The organism is Algoriphagus sp., from assembly GCF_046296635.1.
Classification (GTDB): Bacteria; Bacteroidota; Bacteroidia; order Cytophagales; family Cyclobacteriaceae; genus Algoriphagus.
Genome location: NZ_JBKBKZ010000007.1, coordinates 119,603 through 136,105 on the forward strand (window position 1 = coordinate 119,603; position 16,503 = coordinate 136,105).

The 16,503-nt window shown below is 38.4% G+C and carries 15 protein-coding genes and 1 tRNA gene; 14 read left to right on the top strand and 2 right to left on the bottom strand.

The annotated features are described in order from the left end of the window. Positions 1 to 510: 510 nt before the first annotated feature. The 5 genes from ACK4HU_RS07440 to eno all read left to right on the top strand — a co-directional run bounded on the left by ACK4HU_RS07440 (position 511) and on the right by eno (position 4,840). Positions 511 to 897, top strand: coding sequence for a DUF4174 domain-containing protein (locus ACK4HU_RS07440; RefSeq protein ID WP_409804954.1), 387 nt, complete (start codon positions 511 to 513; stop codon positions 895 to 897). A gap of 153 nt (positions 898 to 1,050) precedes the next feature. Continuing rightward, a complete protein-coding gene (locus tag ACK4HU_RS07445; RefSeq protein WP_409804956.1) occupies positions 1,051 to 1,245 on the top strand; it encodes a hypothetical protein in 195 nt (64 codons plus the stop codon). 113 nt (positions 1,246 to 1,358) lie between these two features. Next, positions 1,359 to 1,432: transfer RNA gene (locus ACK4HU_RS07450), tRNA-Pro, on the top strand. Between the two features lie 718 nt (positions 1,433 to 2,150). Continuing rightward, complete coding sequence (locus ACK4HU_RS07455) at positions 2,151 to 3,263, top strand: ATP-binding protein (RefSeq protein ID WP_409804958.1); 1,113 nt, start codon at positions 2,151 to 2,153, stop codon at positions 3,261 to 3,263. 284 nt (positions 3,264 to 3,547) lie between these two features. Beyond that, positions 3,548 to 4,840, top strand: a complete 1,293-nt coding sequence (gene eno, locus ACK4HU_RS07460) for a phosphopyruvate hydratase (RefSeq protein ID WP_409804961.1) — start codon at positions 3,548 to 3,550, stop codon at positions 4,838 to 4,840. Positions 4,841 to 5,227: 387 nt separating this feature from the next. Here eno and ACK4HU_RS07465 read toward each other — a convergent pair whose 3' ends face one another. Continuing rightward, positions 5,228 to 5,596, bottom strand: coding sequence for a single-stranded DNA-binding protein (locus tag ACK4HU_RS07465; RefSeq protein WP_409804963.1), 369 nt, complete (start codon positions 5,594 to 5,596; stop codon positions 5,228 to 5,230). 250 nt (positions 5,597 to 5,846) lie between these two features. Here ACK4HU_RS07465 and ACK4HU_RS07470 point away from each other — a divergent pair, with 250 nt between their 5' ends. The 3 genes from ACK4HU_RS07470 to ACK4HU_RS07480 all read left to right on the top strand — a co-directional run bounded on the left by ACK4HU_RS07470 (position 5,847) and on the right by ACK4HU_RS07480 (position 8,589). Beyond that, positions 5,847 to 7,043 (top strand): serine hydrolase domain-containing protein, encoded by a 1,197-nt coding sequence (locus tag ACK4HU_RS07470; protein WP_409804965.1) that lies wholly within the window; start codon positions 5,847 to 5,849, stop codon positions 7,041 to 7,043. 167 nt (positions 7,044 to 7,210) lie between these two features. After that, complete coding sequence (locus ACK4HU_RS07475) at positions 7,211 to 7,933, top strand: sulfite exporter TauE/SafE family protein (protein ID WP_409804968.1); 723 nt, start codon at positions 7,211 to 7,213, stop codon at positions 7,931 to 7,933. A gap of 65 nt (positions 7,934 to 7,998) precedes the next feature. Next, a complete protein-coding gene (locus ACK4HU_RS07480) occupies positions 7,999 to 8,589 on the top strand; it encodes a Crp/Fnr family transcriptional regulator (RefSeq protein ID WP_409804970.1) in 591 nt (196 codons plus the stop codon). On the opposite strand, the gene ACK4HU_RS07485 is transcribed toward ACK4HU_RS07480, so the two are convergent. After that, positions 8,579 to 9,256, bottom strand: a complete 678-nt coding sequence (locus ACK4HU_RS07485; protein WP_409804974.1) for a DUF4386 domain-containing protein — start codon at positions 9,254 to 9,256, stop codon at positions 8,579 to 8,581. The genes ACK4HU_RS07480 and ACK4HU_RS07485 overlap by 11 nt on opposite strands. 304 nt (positions 9,257 to 9,560) lie before the next feature. On the opposite strand from ACK4HU_RS07485, the gene ACK4HU_RS07490 reads away from it, so the two are divergent. From ACK4HU_RS07490 to ACK4HU_RS07515, 6 genes are all read left to right on the top strand, one after another. Continuing rightward, entirely contained in the window at positions 9,561 to 9,950 is a 390-nt protein-coding gene (locus tag ACK4HU_RS07490) for a hypothetical protein (protein WP_409804975.1), read from the top strand. Positions 9,951 to 10,581: 631 nt separating this feature from the next. Further along, positions 10,582 to 11,007: a hypothetical protein gene (locus ACK4HU_RS07495; RefSeq protein ID WP_409804977.1), complete on the top strand. Its 426-nt coding sequence runs from the start codon at positions 10,582 to 10,584 to the stop codon at positions 11,005 to 11,007. 204 nt (positions 11,008 to 11,211) lie between these two features. Next, the gene (locus ACK4HU_RS07500) at positions 11,212 to 12,105 is read left to right on the top strand and encodes a sugar phosphate isomerase/epimerase family protein (protein ID WP_409804980.1); all 894 of its coding nucleotides are present in this window, start codon (positions 11,212 to 11,214) and stop codon (positions 12,103 to 12,105) included. Between the two features lie 122 nt (positions 12,106 to 12,227). After that, positions 12,228 to 13,589: a Gfo/Idh/MocA family oxidoreductase gene (locus ACK4HU_RS07505; protein ID WP_409804983.1), complete on the top strand. Its 1,362-nt coding sequence runs from the start codon at positions 12,228 to 12,230 to the stop codon at positions 13,587 to 13,589. 105 nt (positions 13,590 to 13,694) lie between these two features. After that, complete coding sequence (locus ACK4HU_RS07510) at positions 13,695 to 14,687, top strand: PmoA family protein (protein ID WP_409805056.1); 993 nt, start codon at positions 13,695 to 13,697, stop codon at positions 14,685 to 14,687. A gap of 66 nt (positions 14,688 to 14,753) precedes the next feature. Next, positions 14,754 to 16,391, top strand: a complete 1,638-nt coding sequence (locus tag ACK4HU_RS07515; protein WP_409804985.1) for an FAD-dependent oxidoreductase — start codon at positions 14,754 to 14,756, stop codon at positions 16,389 to 16,391. Positions 16,392 to 16,503: the final 112 nt, after the last annotated feature.

Sequence of the window (16,503 nt, forward strand, 5' to 3'; positions counted from 1 at the left end):
GCCAAAATCAATCCAATTTTTGTTAAAATTCAATATTCTAGGTTTGAATTACATTTTCGACGGTACTTATTAATTAACTTCAATTTAATGTATAAATAGTGCTACTATTTACTTGTTAAATTTTAATTTGCCAAATAAATTCAAAAATCTCCGACCCTCACTAAATGAGTGAATTCATAAAATTTTTTTGAAATTCCTGTGATTAAATTGTGAATTCCAAGAATTAGAAATTCGGGAAACATGATAATTCCTTATAAAAAAAATCAATTTAATGCATAAGCTTTATTTAAAAAGAGACTTATTATTTGCAACCGCAGATAAAAAATCTTTTGTTTTTCAAAAGCTTTGATTATCAGGTTTCTTTTTAGAAATAAATTTTACCATGTTTAAGAAGGGAAAAAGGATACTGTTCGCTTTGTAATTTTATCTATCGAAGACTGTATGGATTCAAGGTTTTTAAATAATCATTTCAGGTAAAAAAAGTTTTAATCTTATATGGTAATTCTTCTAATGATCTCACTTGTTTTGAATTTAGAAAAGCCAAAATCTCCAAAAGATTTTGTTTGGGAAAACCGAATTCTGATTATTAGTTCTTCCAAAGTTGAATCTTTTTGGTTTGAACAAAATCTCCAAAAAAATTTGAACGATCGTAAACTTCTGGTTTTTTATTTCAAAGGAGATTTTTTGGTAAAAACCACATTTCAAGGTAAAGTTGACGCTGGTAAATTTTTGGAAAAGCTTCCCTCCAAAATTTCCAATCCCGATCGATGGGTTTTGATTGGACTGGATGGCGGGGTAAAATTTATGAGTTCTAAATCCCCACTACCCTCCGAGATTTTTAGAATTATTGATGCAATGCCTATGAGGCAATCTGAGATCAGATCCACTGAGAATTAAGGACTTTTTCCGTTTTTCTTACCAAAACATGCAAAATATACCCTATAGAGGGTATGTTTTGGTACTTTTTAGCACTGTATTTTTGATGGAATTTGTAAATGATATCTATGAAATTCTTTTATCTATCCTCCAAATCCAACAATCAAGGACAGTATGAAATCCACGAAAAAGATTGTGAAGACATTCCTGATGCAATCGATCGTGATTATTTGGGTCCATTCAACAATGGGCGAGAAGCGTTACGCAAAGCTCAACTTATCCAACCAAACTCAGTCTGTTGTGAAAAATGCTGTAAAACCAATTTTGAAGCTTCCTTTCTACAATCAAAAAGGAAAGAGATTTAATTGATTTAGATTTGTTTTGGAAATTCTTTGGATTTCAAAGTGTAAAAATCTTTGGAGTTTGAATCTAATTGTGAAACTTTTTAAAATCTGTAAAAATTGTAATTTTAGCTCCCGAATCGGGGTGTGGCGCAGTCCGGTAGCGTACACGTCTGGGGGGCGTGTGGTCGCAGGTTCAAATCCTGTCACCCCGACAAATAAGGATTTTAAACAAAATCAAAACTCTGTAAATAGCTGATTTACAGAGTTTTTTGTTTTTGGGGTAATTCAATAAACATCAAAAGAATGCATATTCCTGGTGTACTATTTGGTGAACTGTCAAATCGGGAATAAATGCATCACGGCGATTCTAAGTGTTAAACAAAAGGCGGATGAACCAATCCCTCTCAGGACATCAATTGGTCGGTATGATAAATACTACAACCAAATTCAATTTTGAAAATAAGCTGCTTTCCATCCTTAAGTTCAGTCCTATTCTAGTAGCCAGTGATATTTTTAGTAAGTGAGCTTACAATGAGACCAGACAGGTATTTCCTTTTAAATTCAATGTAGAACCAATAAAAGGGAAAATATTCCCCTTTATGAGAATACACTCGTAAAAACACAGGTTGGTTAGTTCGAAGCTTGACACTTTTTAAATTTTAAAGACAAAAAAAATTTGGTGCTTATTGACCTTAGGACTCTAATTTCTTTGAAAAAGTCAATTGAAAAGCAACCTTAAAAATTCACATATTTTGAAGGCTCGAGTTCTTATTTGGTTATGGCAAAAGTATTGATAATTATCTTTATGATTTTCGCCTTACAGGGTGCTTTAATTCCAAGGGACGTCTCCAAATCTAATTGCTCTTCAAAATTTTAATTGATTTCATGAGGAGATTGAATTTATAAATCTGACTAAATCTTTTTATAACCATGGCTCCTACTGACGAACAAAAAATAGCTGAACTAGAAGAGTTGAATAATGAACTGGAAAATTATTTCGATAATACCATCATTCCCCAGTTGTTTTTTGACAAAGAAATGATCTTGAGGAAGTTTACACCTCCTGCAATGAAGCAGTTTAAACTTACCAAAGCAGATTTAGGTAGGTCTATTCATGATTTGAAAAATACCCTTCGGCATACTACGATTATAGATAATATCGAACGCGTATTAGCCACAGCCAAAATCCTTGAAAAGCAGATTCAAACAGATGATATGTGTTGGTATCAGATGAATATTTTACCATGCTTCGACAAGGCTGATCGAAAATTAAATGGAGTAATTCTCACCTTTATCAATATCACCGGCAGAGTCAGAGATTTAAAGGAGCAGGAGAAAGTAATTGCAGAGTATGAAACGCTTTTGGATACCGTGTCTCACGACATTAAAAATGGGCTTACAGGCATGCTTCTTTCGGTTCAACTCTTAAATGATTTAGAGTTGGAGGATTTTAAAGAAATTAAATTTTATACCAAGAAAATTGAAAATGGAATCAAGAAAATCAAATTGATTTTAGGAGATTTTCGCGAGTCCGAAAGTAAGCGACATAAATATAAAGCAGAAGAGGAATTGCTTAATATTGAAAGTATTTTGGAGGATGTAAAATTTGCGCTCATCGATGAGATACATGAGACCAATGCTACAATAACAGCTGAAGTAAAGCATTCAGAAATAGTTTTTCCAAGAAGGGAGTTAAGAACAATTATTTATAACCTTGTAGTAAATGCCATTAAGTTCAAATCACCGGATCGCAGTCCGGAGATTTCGATTAAAATAACAAAAAAGGGCGCTTTGATGATTATATCTGTAAAAGATAACGGTATCGGAATTGACCCCAGTAAGCTTAAAGATATTTTTTCTAAATACTACAGAATAGAAGACACCTTGGAGGGTTCTGGTATAGGATTATATTTAGTCAAGACTCTGGTATCCAATGCAGGTGGTAAAGTAGAAGTAGAAAGCAAACTAGGGAAAGGGACGGAGTTTAAGATTTATTTTAAGCAAAAAATTGATAAGGTTTTGAAGAAGAATGCAGAAAAATAAATCCTTGTATTTCAGAGTATAAATTTCATTTAGAGGAATTGACAACCAAAAGTGTTTTGTTACTCTATATAGGGTTTTGATTTCCTGAATTTTTCTTGGATGATAGCAATTGAACAAAAGTTCAACTTAGGATTTATTCTAATAGGCTTTAGGTACTATAGAGAATATTTATTTTTTGAAAGAATTGATTTTTTAGATCCGTTATATGGGAGTTGAATGAAAATATTTCCTCACCAAGACATTCTAATTTATAAAGGAAACAGTAAATAAACACTAGTCTAATCATGATGAAAATTCAAAAAATTAAAGCAATCGAAATTCTCGATTCCAGAGGAAATCCAACCGTGGAAGTAAATATTCAACTTGAAGACGGTACGACTTCACGTGCAATGGTTCCAAGCGGAGCATCGACAGGAGAAAGAGAAGCCACAGAATTAAGAGATGGTGATAAGAATCGGTACGGCGGTAAAGGTGTTTTAAAAGCGGTAGAAAATGTTAACACAGTAATTTCAAAAGCGCTTGAAGGAAAATTTTTCAACAGTCAACGAGAGCTTGACTATTTTCTGATTGAGCTTGATGGAACCCAAAACAAATCCAAATTAGGTGCTAATGCGATCTTGGGTGTTTCGATGGCGTATGCCCGTGCTAAAGCCATGAGTTCAAAAATTCCTTTGTATCAATACTTGGGAGGAAGTAATGCGCACCTTATGCCTGTCCCTTGTATGAACGTTATCAATGGGGGAAAACATGCGGACAATACCGTGGATTTTCAGGAATTTATGATTGCACCACATAATGCACCTTCTTTTTCAGAGGCAATTCGAATGGGAGCAGAAGTTTTTCATTCTTTAAAAGCTGTGCTTAAAGCAAAAGGATTTAGCACGGGTGTGGGTGATGAAGGTGGATTTTCCCCTGATTTGAAATCAAATGACCAAGCCGTAGAATTGATTTTGGAAGGAATCGAAAAGGCTGGATATACTCCCGGGAAGGATGTGAGCATCTGTCTTGACCCCGCAGCAAGTGAGATGTGGGAAAATGGAAAATACAGGTTTTTCAAAAGTTCACAGAAACTCGCCACAAGCGATGAAATGATAAAACTTTGGGAAAATTGGGTGAATCAATATCCAATCGTATTGTTGGAAGATGGTTTGGCTGAAAATGACTGGGAAGGCTGGAAAAATCTGACCGATATTATGGGTGAGAAAATTGAAATTGTTGGAGATGACTTATTCTGCACGAATAAATCAATTTTAGCAGAGGGTATAGAAAAGGGAGTTGCAAATTCAATCCTGATTAAATTGAATCAAATAGGAACAATCACAGAAACTCTTGAAACGATTGAGCTTGCCTATAAAAACTCCTACAATTGTTTTGTCTCACATAGAAGTGGCGAAACAGTCGATAGCTTCATTGCTGATTTGACAGTAGGAGTTAATGCGGGGCATTTAAAAACCGGTAGCGGCTGCAGAGGGGAGCGGGTTGAGAAATTCAATCAGCTCCTACGTATCGAAAATGAATTAGGAAATACATCCGAATTTGCAGGATTAAAGGCCTTTAAAAACGCCATCAAACCATAGAAGTAATTGCAACTTCCTTGGAAATTTGACTTAGATCTTCCAAATCCCCCAACTTAAGTAGTCATGCTCAAGATTCGAGTGACACAACTAAGAGGTAACGGTTTTTTAAACAAATTCTACTGAGGTAACATTGGACTGAGGAAACATTGGACCAGACCAAAAAAACAAAGCCCTTTCGGTCATTTCTGAAAGGGGCTTTGCTTTGAATAAAACTTTGGTCTGATTAACCCTGAAATATACATTAGAGGAACTACTCAGGTCTCATCCGCAGCGGCGGACAAAATCTATCGCTGGGATTCACTTTTCTCCCGATGGCCATTGGGATCGATAATGCCTTATTTTCTTGCCGTTAGAAACCTCTTAAGGAATCCAAATGCATAATCGAGGTTAGAACGGCAAATCTGCCTCAAGCTTCTTTGATTTGGGCGAACCCATCAGTAGGAAGTCGCTGACCACCACTTCTGTGAAGTACCGCTTTTCACCGTTTTTATCGGTGTAGGCTCGGTTAGAAATTTTACCCTCGACACCTACCTCCGATCCTTTGTCGGTGTATTTTTCAAGAATTTCTGCGGTCTTTCCCCAGATGACCAGGTTGTGCCAGGTGGTTTCGGTGACCTTTTCACCTTTTTGGTTTTTGAAAGATTCGTTAGTCGCTATAGTGGCGTGACCTACGACTTTGCCGGATTCGAGGGTTTTCAATTCTACTTTGGCACCCAGATTACCGATGAGCTGTACTTTGTTTCTTAGCGTGTTCATGATTTTGAAAGTTTAGGTTGTGAACGATTTGTTAAAGATTTTCGCCAGAGGCTTGTTGATGAACCAAAGTTGGGGAGTGGCGCAAAAAGTAGTCGGTAGCTAGTCGTTTGTATTCGATTGTAGTCGTTTGTTGTCGGGTAATATGGCTTTATACACTGGAATGAGTTTTTTAGAATGAGGGGTAATTGTTAAATTTAATATATTGATAAACGAACTGGCAAACATTTTTCTAACCTTAAAATATTTGATAATGAGACAATTACTTGTTGTACTAATAATTATATCAATAGTAGGTTGCGAAACTGAAAAACAAGAAAGTAATGTTGCACTAGATGAATTACCTCTAGAAACTTATTTTCAAAACAGTCAGCTTCCTGCAGCGATTATGGGATATATTAATAAAGAAGGCGATATGCACTGGTATGCATATGGACCCTCAGTTTGGGGTGGCAGAGACACGGTAAATGAAAATAATATCTTCAGAATTTTTTCAATGACAAAGGCCATTGCTTCCGTTGCCGCTTTGCAGCTTGTTGAAAAAGGTTTGATTAATCTTGACGAACCTTTAGATAATCTTATGCCGGAAATGAACTCGATTCCAATCTTAACAGAAACAGACGAGCTTGTAAAGGCAAGAAAAGCAATAACCTTGAGGCATTTATTGACACACACGGCAGGATTTGGATATGAATTTCTGGATTATCGCCTTCAATCATTTGATAAATCTAAATGGGAACATGATGATTTACCAAGATTATTTGAAGCTGGCGAAAGATGGCAGTATGGCACTAATACAGAATGGGTTGGAAAAATTGTCGAAAAAATAAGTGGAGAAGACCTCGAAACTTACTTAAGAAATCATATTACGGGGCCTTTACAAATGAATAGTACCTGGTTTAATGTGCCGGATAACCTGAAAGAAAATATTGTTTCCTGGGGTGTGCGTGATTCAACCGGATTTAAAGAAAATCCTCGCATTCCGGCAAAAGTTGTCACAAAATACAGTGCAGGTGGTGGTTTATATAGCTCACCAAAGGATTATCTATTTTTTCTCAACTGCATAATGAATGATGGAAAATATGATGGCGGTCAAATTCTAAAACCCGAAACTGTTGAGATGATGTTTAAAAATCAACTCGAGGGGATTTCTCTTAATTTTAACATCCCTGTAGGCGGGTTTCCTGAAACAATAGGTCTAGGTGGTTTTGCCGATGAATTGGACACTTATGGACTTGCATGGGCAATTGAAAACAATGATGACGAATTGGTTCGAAATAAAGGGGCTGTCTATTGGGCTGGGATTGCTAATTCATATTATACATTAGATAAGGATCAAGAAGTTGCCGTTGTATATTTTACCCAGTTTCTTCCTTTTAATGATAAAGTATCCTATGATTTTTATAGACTTTTTGAAAAGGAAGTTTATTCAACTTTAAAATCAAAATAACGATTAACCAACAATGTTTTTGCGAAATGAAGGTCTAAGTATTAAGATTTAATGGCATGAATCTTACCGACCAATTGTCAAACCGAATTGAAGTTCATTTAACCCTGCACTATGATTAGGTTTGAACATGATGCCCCATTTTTATTAATACCTAAAAGAGTTAATATTTGACCTCAGAACTAATCCTCCTATTCGTAATTTCATTTCTCGCTGCAACAATTTCAGGAGCGGCAGGATTCGGAGGAGCGTTAGTTTTGCTTCCATTTTTGACAGGAATAGTTGGGATAAAGGCAGCTGTACCCATTTTGACCATAGGGCAGATTTTCGGGAATGCTTCAAGGGTGTGGTTTGGCAGGCACGAACTTAAATGGAAACCCATTATTTTCTTCCTTCTCACTGCAATTCCTTTGACAATTTTGGGAAGTTACTTATTCACCGAAATTGACAGCAATACAGTAAAATTTGGAATTGGATTATTTCTCATTCTGTTAGTCGTTTATCGCAGAATGAAAATTAGGAAAATAGAACTTGGGGATAAGGGAATGTTGCTTGGTGGCGGACTGACAGGTTTTCTATCAGGACTTGCCGGAAGTGCAGGTCCGCTTGGTGCAGCTTTTTTCCTTGGACTTAATATGACAGCGACAGCATACATTGCAAGTGAAGCGTTTACAGCTTTGGCTATGCACCTGACCAAGACAATTGTTTACAATAAATATTCACTAATTGGTCAGACGGAACTTTACTATGGAGTTTTTATCGGTGTAGCAATGATTTTGGGTAGTTGGACAGGAAAGAAAATAATTGAGAAATTGAGCAGAGAGAAATTTATTTTACTCGTGGAGTTTTTGCTCATAATCTCCGGCCTGCAACTTATTTGGACAGCAATTTGACACCGGTTCTGATGTACCGGTTTTTAATGGTTACTGAAATGGAGAAATTTACGGCACCTTGAAAAATGACAGAGCAAATGGGAAATAGGTTAATTAATTATTTTTTAAGATTCACTCCATTGACTGAGGGAGAGATTAAAGCCTTGACTGACAGTATGCTTATTAAAGAAATCAAAAGAGGGGATTATCTTTTAAAAGAAGGTCAAACGAATAGAGATACTTTTTTTATTTTGGAAGGTTTGGTAAGACAATACAGGCTGACAAATGGCGAAGAAGTTACAATGAATTTTTTCAATGAAGGGCAATGGATTATTTCGTTCACAAGTTTCTCAGACAATCCCATTGCTGATAGTTATTTGATTTGTGAAGAGAGCACCTTCGTAGTGGTAGGCAATGAAGAAAAAGCTCAGGAAATCTTTAAATATTTCCCGAGACTGGAAACAACTTCAAGGGCAGTAATGGAAACTGTATTTGCAGAACAACAAAAGATGCTTACCTCATATTTGACTGAGACACCCGAACAGCGATATTTAAGGATTTTAAAAGAAAGACCTGATATATTTCAAAGAGTTCCTCAATATCAAATTGCCAGTTATATCGGCGTAAAACCTGAATCTTTGAGCAGAATTAGAAAGAGAATAGCTTCTAAACATTGACAGCTTTTACCACTTCAGGTTTTTTAAAACCTTTTGCGATAAGCCAAATGCTCAGAATAATTTCAAATAATCCACCGGGAATAGATAATATCACTCCGTATGCCTGTCCAACTAATTCTAATCCGCAACCAATAATAAAAATTAAGTACCCCAAGAAACCCCATATTGGAAAAAAAACTGGAACAAGCTTAGATTTGAACAGCAGACTACAAAAAATCAATCCGCCACAAGCCCAAAGTATCATGCCAAGCTGGTACGAATAAAAATTTCCACTTGAAGATAAAGTTAATAACATGGATAAAAATGAAGCATCATGTAAACTTGTTTCATCTAACGCTTCACTTATTGGAATAGGCAATAAAAGAAAAACTGCTCCCAACGTAAGTAAAAATGTGCCGAAGGAACCTAGAACCAAATACATAAGTGAAAGACTATGACTTACCGGTTGAAGAACATGAAACATTATTATAACCATTCCAAGATTAGATAAGGTATGAAAAACAGCAATTAAAATCGCACCTATAATAAAACCTACTTTGTTTTCAGCAACCTGAAATGCTTGCAATTGAGTATTTAATAAATCTGACATAAGCTCTATACCAGTTGCATAGGACACAAATGAAAGAATGAAGAAAATTCCGAATAATCGTGCTGAATGTCTGTTCATGATTTATTTTGATTTAAATGTTATGTCAAAAATGGCGTGATAGAAAAACAAAAAAATTGACTTGGGTTAAGAAAAGAAACTGGGTGAGAAAAAATGGAATTGAAAGCCCAAAATACCTTAAGTTAAGTTGCAAATGGCTTGTATACGCCCATTTGGAAAATCCAAGTGGATTTTTCTCGGGTTTGGGTTTTGTTTAGTAGATTAGGTGCTCAATGCTCTCCAGCTTTAAGCCAAGAAACGTTGGAGGTATACTGCCGAAATTGTAAAGTAAAAACGCTATCTAAAAATTTAGAAATTCAGAATTATGATAATAGAAATAGCAAAATGGACATTAATTGCTTTCGGATTATTTTTTATTCTTATAGGAGCAATTATGTTATTCAGGCCTAAAATTGCTAGAGAAACTTTGAGGAAAGCTGGAAGTACAAACCTCATTAATTATGGAGAAATTACAATAAGAATGATACCTGCGACTGCATTGATTATTTTCTCGAATTATTCAAAATATCCTGAGTTTTTCAAACTGTTTGGATGGTTTATGCTCATTACTTCTATTGTTCTTTATTTTGTTCCTAAAAAATTACATCATGCTTTTTCCAATAAATGTGCTGATATTTTAAAACCAGGTTATTTTCAATTAATTTCTCCTTTTGCGATCATGATAGGAATAATGATAATAAAGTCTGTAGCCTAAACACCTATTTAAAGATGAAGTTTTATTGGACGAATTTGTTTACGCAATCAGACGGAGTAACTGGAACAAATAGATATTGAATCAATTTTTTGTTTTCCCACAGATTCTCACAGATCAAAATCACAGATCAGGACAGATTTTTTTTGCTTTTGATTCAAGTCTCCCAACTTGGACCTTATCTGTATTAGAAATAAGATTTGTTAGTGTAAGACTCCATTTTAGTAGGTCCATCTTTGAAGTCTTTACCAAAGTTTAGCTGTTAACAAAAAAAGTTAAAAGCTTTAGCTTTTTCTATGAACTCAAAGGCGATTGAAGTTTTTCAAAAGATGACATTACCTAGAACCTATTCTCTGAGTCCTCAGTGGTAAATGTTTTTTAATAGCAGCCTCCCTACCGGGAGTTAAATCTGAAGACTCCATAATAATGGTAGATCCAAGTTTGAAAATTTCACCTAATAAGAGTTGCAAACAGTAACGAAAGCGACCCGAGAATTAGTCGGTAGCTAGTCGTTTGTATTCGATTGTTTTCGGATAATATTTCTTTTCAGGTTCGAATAAGCTTTTAAAAATGAGGGGGAATTGGTAGGTTGGGGGAGTGAATTATACACAACTAATTTTTAAATTTAAACAACATGGAAATCTTTGACATTAATACATGGTGGTTACTTGTATTGATTATAGTCCTTTTCACTTTTGCTTATAAAAAACTTACGAGGAACCCAGACGCCATTACAAGTAAATTTGTCGCAAGGAAGAAGGTACAAGGAAACCCCGAGCAAAACCTGAGGATCATAAAAGAGGCTTCAAAAAATGCTGGTTTTAGAAAAGTTGGTTTTGACGAAGAAAGGAGTCGTTTTTACGCTCAGACAAGTTTTTCCATGTCTTCATTTTTGGAATATATTGATGTGTCGTTTACTCAAGATAATTTTTTTACTGAACTCGAATTCAAATCCATTTGTGCATTACCCACTCAAATAATTGATTGGGGCAAGAACAAGCGAAACTTCAACAAATTCGAAAGAGAACTGGAAAAACTGATTCCAAGATCAGTAAACTAGGAATATTAAAAGCAGGATGAACTAAATCTTTTGGGTCAAGCCCGTCTGCTCCGTGAAGGTCTGAAAATTTGAACTAGTCGAAATATCTCCTTTGAGTTCCTTCACTGCCTTCGTGGCAAATAAAACCCTCCTTTTCCACAATCGTTTCCGAAGATTAAACATAGCTCGGGACGCTCGTCCGCATTTTTATTGGTATAATTAGCTATGATAGAAAAGGATTTGTCCAGAAGAAGCTTTATTCAAAAATCAATTGCTGCTGGAATTGGCATTTCAGCACTACCATTTATTCCAGCATGCTCGGCTTCAAGGAGAGATGGAATGAGATTTGGCCTCGTGACTTATGAGTGGGGAAAAGACTGGGATCTTCCCACTTTGATCGCCAATTGTGAGGAAACAGGCGTTTTGGGTGTAGAACTTCGGACCCAACATGCCCATGCAGTGGAAACCAATCTCAGTGCTGCGCAACGGGAAGAAGTTAAGAAGCGGTTTGCAGATAGCCCAGTCACTTGCCTTGGATATGGTAGTAATTACGAATACCACAGCCCCGATCCTGCCAAACTCAAAGAAAACATAGAAGGCACCAAAGCCTACATCAAGCTCTGCCAAGACATCGGTGCTACAGGAATCAAAGTGAAGCCAAACAACCTTCCTGAAGGAGTTTCCAAGGAGAAAACCATTGCACAGATCGCCACTTCTTTCAATGAAGTTGGGAAATTTGCCCAAGATTATGGACAAATAATTCGGGTTGAGGTACATGGGAATCTCACTCAGGAACTCCCGGTGATGAAAGCGATTTTCGATCAGGTGACGGAATCCAATGTCAAAATCTGCTGGAACTGTAATGACGAGGATCTATTACCACCGGGCCTCGAGGCCAATTTTCACAGCGTGAAAAAATGGTTTGGTGACACCGTCCACGTCCGGGAATTCAATGTCGGGGAGTATCCTTATCCAGAGCTTTTCAAACTCTTTACAGGAATGAATTACGATGGCTGGATCCTGCTCGAAGCCCGAACTCAACCCGCTGACCGCATCGCTGCACTCAAAGAGCAACTTTCTCTATTCAATGAATTAGTGACACAATCAAAAAACAGATAAAAAAGTGACTGTCTAAACTTTGAACCTAACCATCATCAGTCATCCGACATCGGACATCGGTCATCGAACATCGGACATCGGTCATCCGACATACAACACTAAAACAATAACTCCAAAATACCATGAAAAACGACAATTCGAGAAGAGATTTTCTCAAAAAATCAGCCCTTACCACCGCAGGAGTGGGTTTGGGTGCTTTAGCTTTTCCTGCAAGCAGCTATAGTAAAATCTTGGGAGCTAATGACCGAGTCAATGTCGGGATCGTCGGTTTTTCCGACCGGGCAAGAGGTGCTTTGATTCCTGCCATGCTCAAGCATTCCAAGGAAACGAATTTTCAATTCACAGCCGTCTCTGACATTTGGAACAGAAGAAGAGAGGAATGTGTGGCCTATGTCAAGGATAAAAGTGGATTGACGATTGCCACTGCCAGAAATAATGAAGAACTCTACGATCGAAAGGATGTAGATGCGGTGATCATCAGCACGGCGGATTTTCAGCATGCCTTGCATTGCAAGGAAGCAGTAGAAGCTGGGCGTGACGTGTATGTGGAGAAGCCTTTTGCCGAAACCATGGCCGATAACCGAGCAGCCAAAGAAGCCGTGCTCCGTACCGGAAAAATTGTTCAGGTAGGTTCCCAGCGCCGAAGTGGCCTCAATTATCATCAGGCAAATGATTTCATCAAAGCCGGGAAATTCGGAAATATCGTGGCTGTGGAGATGACCTGGAACGTGAATCAGCCGGGTAGATGGAGAAGAAAAGACCTTTCTACTCAAATTAGAAAAGAAGACACCGACTGGGACAGATACTTGATGAATCGACCAAAGCAGGAATGGGATTCGAGAAAATATTTGGAATTCCGTTTGTTTTGGCCATTCTCCTCAGGAATTCCGGGACAGTGGATGGCGCATCAGATCGATACCGTCCACTGGTTTACAGACTTGCCACATCCGAGAAGCGTAGCTGCCAATGGAGGGATTTACCTCTGGAAAGACGGCAGAGAAAACTACGATACCATGACTGCGGTCTTTGATTACGGGCCATTGAATGACAGCACCAAAGGTTTTCAGGTAATCTATTCTTCTAGATTTACAAATGGAGCAGGTGGAACGAAGGAGATTTATTATTCCAATTCAGGAGAACTTAACCTCGATACCAACCGAATTTCTCCAAACGGAGGATTGAGTGCAAACAATGCACGAGGCATGGGCATGGAAGCCAATCTTCTTCCCGATCTGGCGTTGGGTGAGGCAATACAAGCCGAAACTGGTGCAGATACTGGGGTAGATGATTTGACTTCAGCACATATGCGGAACTGGTTGGATTGTGTTCGTAACCGGAAAAAGCCGAATGCCGATGTGATGGCAGGGTACAACCATTCCATTGCTAATATCATGACTACTGCAGCTTTGCGGACAGGTCAATTTGTGACTTTCGACGAGGAAAAGCAGGAAGTTTTAGCTGGAGGCAAAGTATTTCAATATTAATCCAATCATTCGATGACTATTCAACTAAAGACCGGCCTTTGGGCCGGTTTAATTTTGATTTCTTCAGCTTGTTCTGGAGGAATAGACACCAATTCTGATGATTCAATGGAGCAAATGAATTCAGTCACTTTGGTAAGAAACGATACAGAAAAGAAGGTTGAGGTATTGGTCGAAGGAGCCCTTTTTACGGCTTATCTGTATCCCGAATCTATAGCCAAACCGGTCCTTTATCCTATCAAATCCGCAAATGGGAATGACCTAACTCGAGGTTTCCCATTAGCGCCAAGAGCAGGAGAACGAGTCGATCATATGCACCATATCGGTGTATGGTTCAATTATGGTGACGTAAATGGTTTGGATTTTTGGAACAATTCAGATGCGATAGGGGAGGATAAAAAGAGTGGGTACGGCTCGATTGTTCATACTGAGATCCTCAGCACTAGAGAAAGTAGGGAAGGGGCGGAATTGGAAGTGGCGGCAGATTGGATTGCTTCTGATGGAAGGATTCTGTTGAAAGAAACTACGCACTTTATATTCAGTTCAGTTGGAGAAAAGCGAGTAATTGATCGCACCACCACCTTGACTGCCCATGGACAGGATGTGTCATTCACCGATAACAAAGAAGGAATGTTGGGAATCCGAGTTGCGCGGGAATTGGAGCATCCATCCAATAAGCCTGAGATCTTCACCGATGCGAGCGGGATTGCTACTGCTGTTCCGACTTTAAACAATGAAGGTGTCACTGGCATGTACCGAAGCAGCGAAGGAATCGAAGGAGACGATGTATGGGGAACCCGAGGAAAATGGGTGAATCTTACCGGTGAAATCAAAGGAGAAAAGCTATCACTAGCCATAATCGATCATCCTCAAAACCCCGGTTATCCTACGTACTGGCATGCTCGAGGCTATGGGCTATTTGCTTCAAATACGCTTGGTCAAAAGGCCTTGAGTGGAGGGAAAGAAGAATTGAACTTCAAATTGGCAGATGGAGAATCGGTAACTTTCCGATATCGAATTGTGGTTAATTCAGGAAGTTCATTAACTGATGAAGTATTGAATCAGGAATCTGAAAAATTTTCAATGATCAATGGTCAATGATCAATTTTCAAGTTTTGGTAACCACTAACCACTAACCAATTCCAAATAACTATTAACCACCTCTCCATGCGGCTAATTTTCTCCCTTTTTCTCAGCCTTCTTGTTTTTTCATGCAATTCACAGGAAAAAACAGCCTTCGAAGCCGATATCATAATTTATGGCGGGACATCTGCGGGGATTACTGCGGCAGTTCAAGCAGCGAAAATGGGGAAATCGGTATTAGTCGTGTCTCCGGATATTCACCTTGGAGGTTTATCCTCCGGTGGTTTGGGTTTTACAGATACTGGAAATAAATCGGTGATTGGAGGTTTGGCCAGAGAATTCTATCACCGATTATACCTGCATTACGAACAGGATTCGGCTTGGAAATGGCAAAAGCGGGAAGACTATGGTAACAAAGGTCAAGGAACTCCAGCGATAGATGGGGAGAATCGAACGATGTGGATTTTCGAACCGCACGCAGCCGAGCGGGTTTTTGAGGATTTTGTCCGGGAAAATCAACTCGAAATCCATCGGGATGAATGGCTGGATCGGGAATCTGGGGTAACAATGAAGGATGGAAAAATCACATCAATTCGTACGCTTTCCGGAAAAACTTTTCAAGGCAAAGTCTTTATCGATGCCACTTACGAAGGAGATTTGATGGCTGCGGCTGGAGTGAGCTATCATGTCGGTCGGGAAGGTAATTCAGTGTATGGTGAAACCTGGAACGGGGTGCAAGTAGGGGTGTATCAGCACCGGCATTACTTCAAGGATTCTATCAGTGCTTACAAGGTTCCCGGAGATCCTTCCAGTGGAGTATTGCCTGAGATTTCTCCAAATCCTCCGGGAAAAAATGGGGAAGGGGATAAGTTGCTTCAAGCCTATAATTTCAGAATGGCCTTGAGCCGAAATCCCGATAATCGAGTTCCTTTTGCGAAGCCACAAAACTATGATCCTGCACGATATGAACTTCTAGCGAGAGTGTATGCAGCAGGTTGGAAGGAGACTTTTGATAAGTACGATCCCATCCCTAACCTAAAAACTGATACTAATAACCATGGGCCATTTAGCACGGACTATATCGGTAAAAACTATGATTATCCTGAGGCGAGCTATGAACGACGAAAGGAAATCATCAAGGATCATGAGGACTACCAAAAGGGGCTGATGTATTTCCTTTCCCATGATCCCAAAGTCCCTGAAGATGTCCGAAATGAAATGGCAAACTATGGCTTAGCAAAAGATGAATTCACAGATAATGGTAATTGGCCGCATCAGATATATGTCCGCGAAGCTCGTCGAATGATCGGTGCCTATGTGATGACCGAGCATGATGTCCTTGGTGCCAAAGCAGTACCTCATCCTGTCGGTATGGGTTCCTATTCCTTGGATTCTCATAATACCCAGCGATTTGTGACTCCGGGAGGTTATGTCCAAAACGAAGGAGATATTGGGGTTCATCCTAAGCAACCTTATTCGATTTCCTATGGGACTTTGGTTCCCAAAAAAGAAGATTGTACCAACCTCCTAGTTCCGGTCTGTGTATCGAGTTCGCATACCGCTTTTGGCTCGATCCGGATGGAGCCTGTATTTATGATTTTGGGGCAAAGTGCTGCCGCAGCTGCTTCTTTGGCGATTGATGAGAAGCAAGCCGTTCAGGATTTGGACTACGAAAAGTTGAGAAAAGTGCTTTTGGAAGAAAAGCAGGTTTTGGAGAATTGAGTAAAGTAGAAGTCTAAATCAATGCTGTATAAAAAAATTTATACCAAGCCAATTTGAAAGATGGTGATCCGGTGACACTAATTTAATCGTTGTTTCAAAAGCTATTATTTGA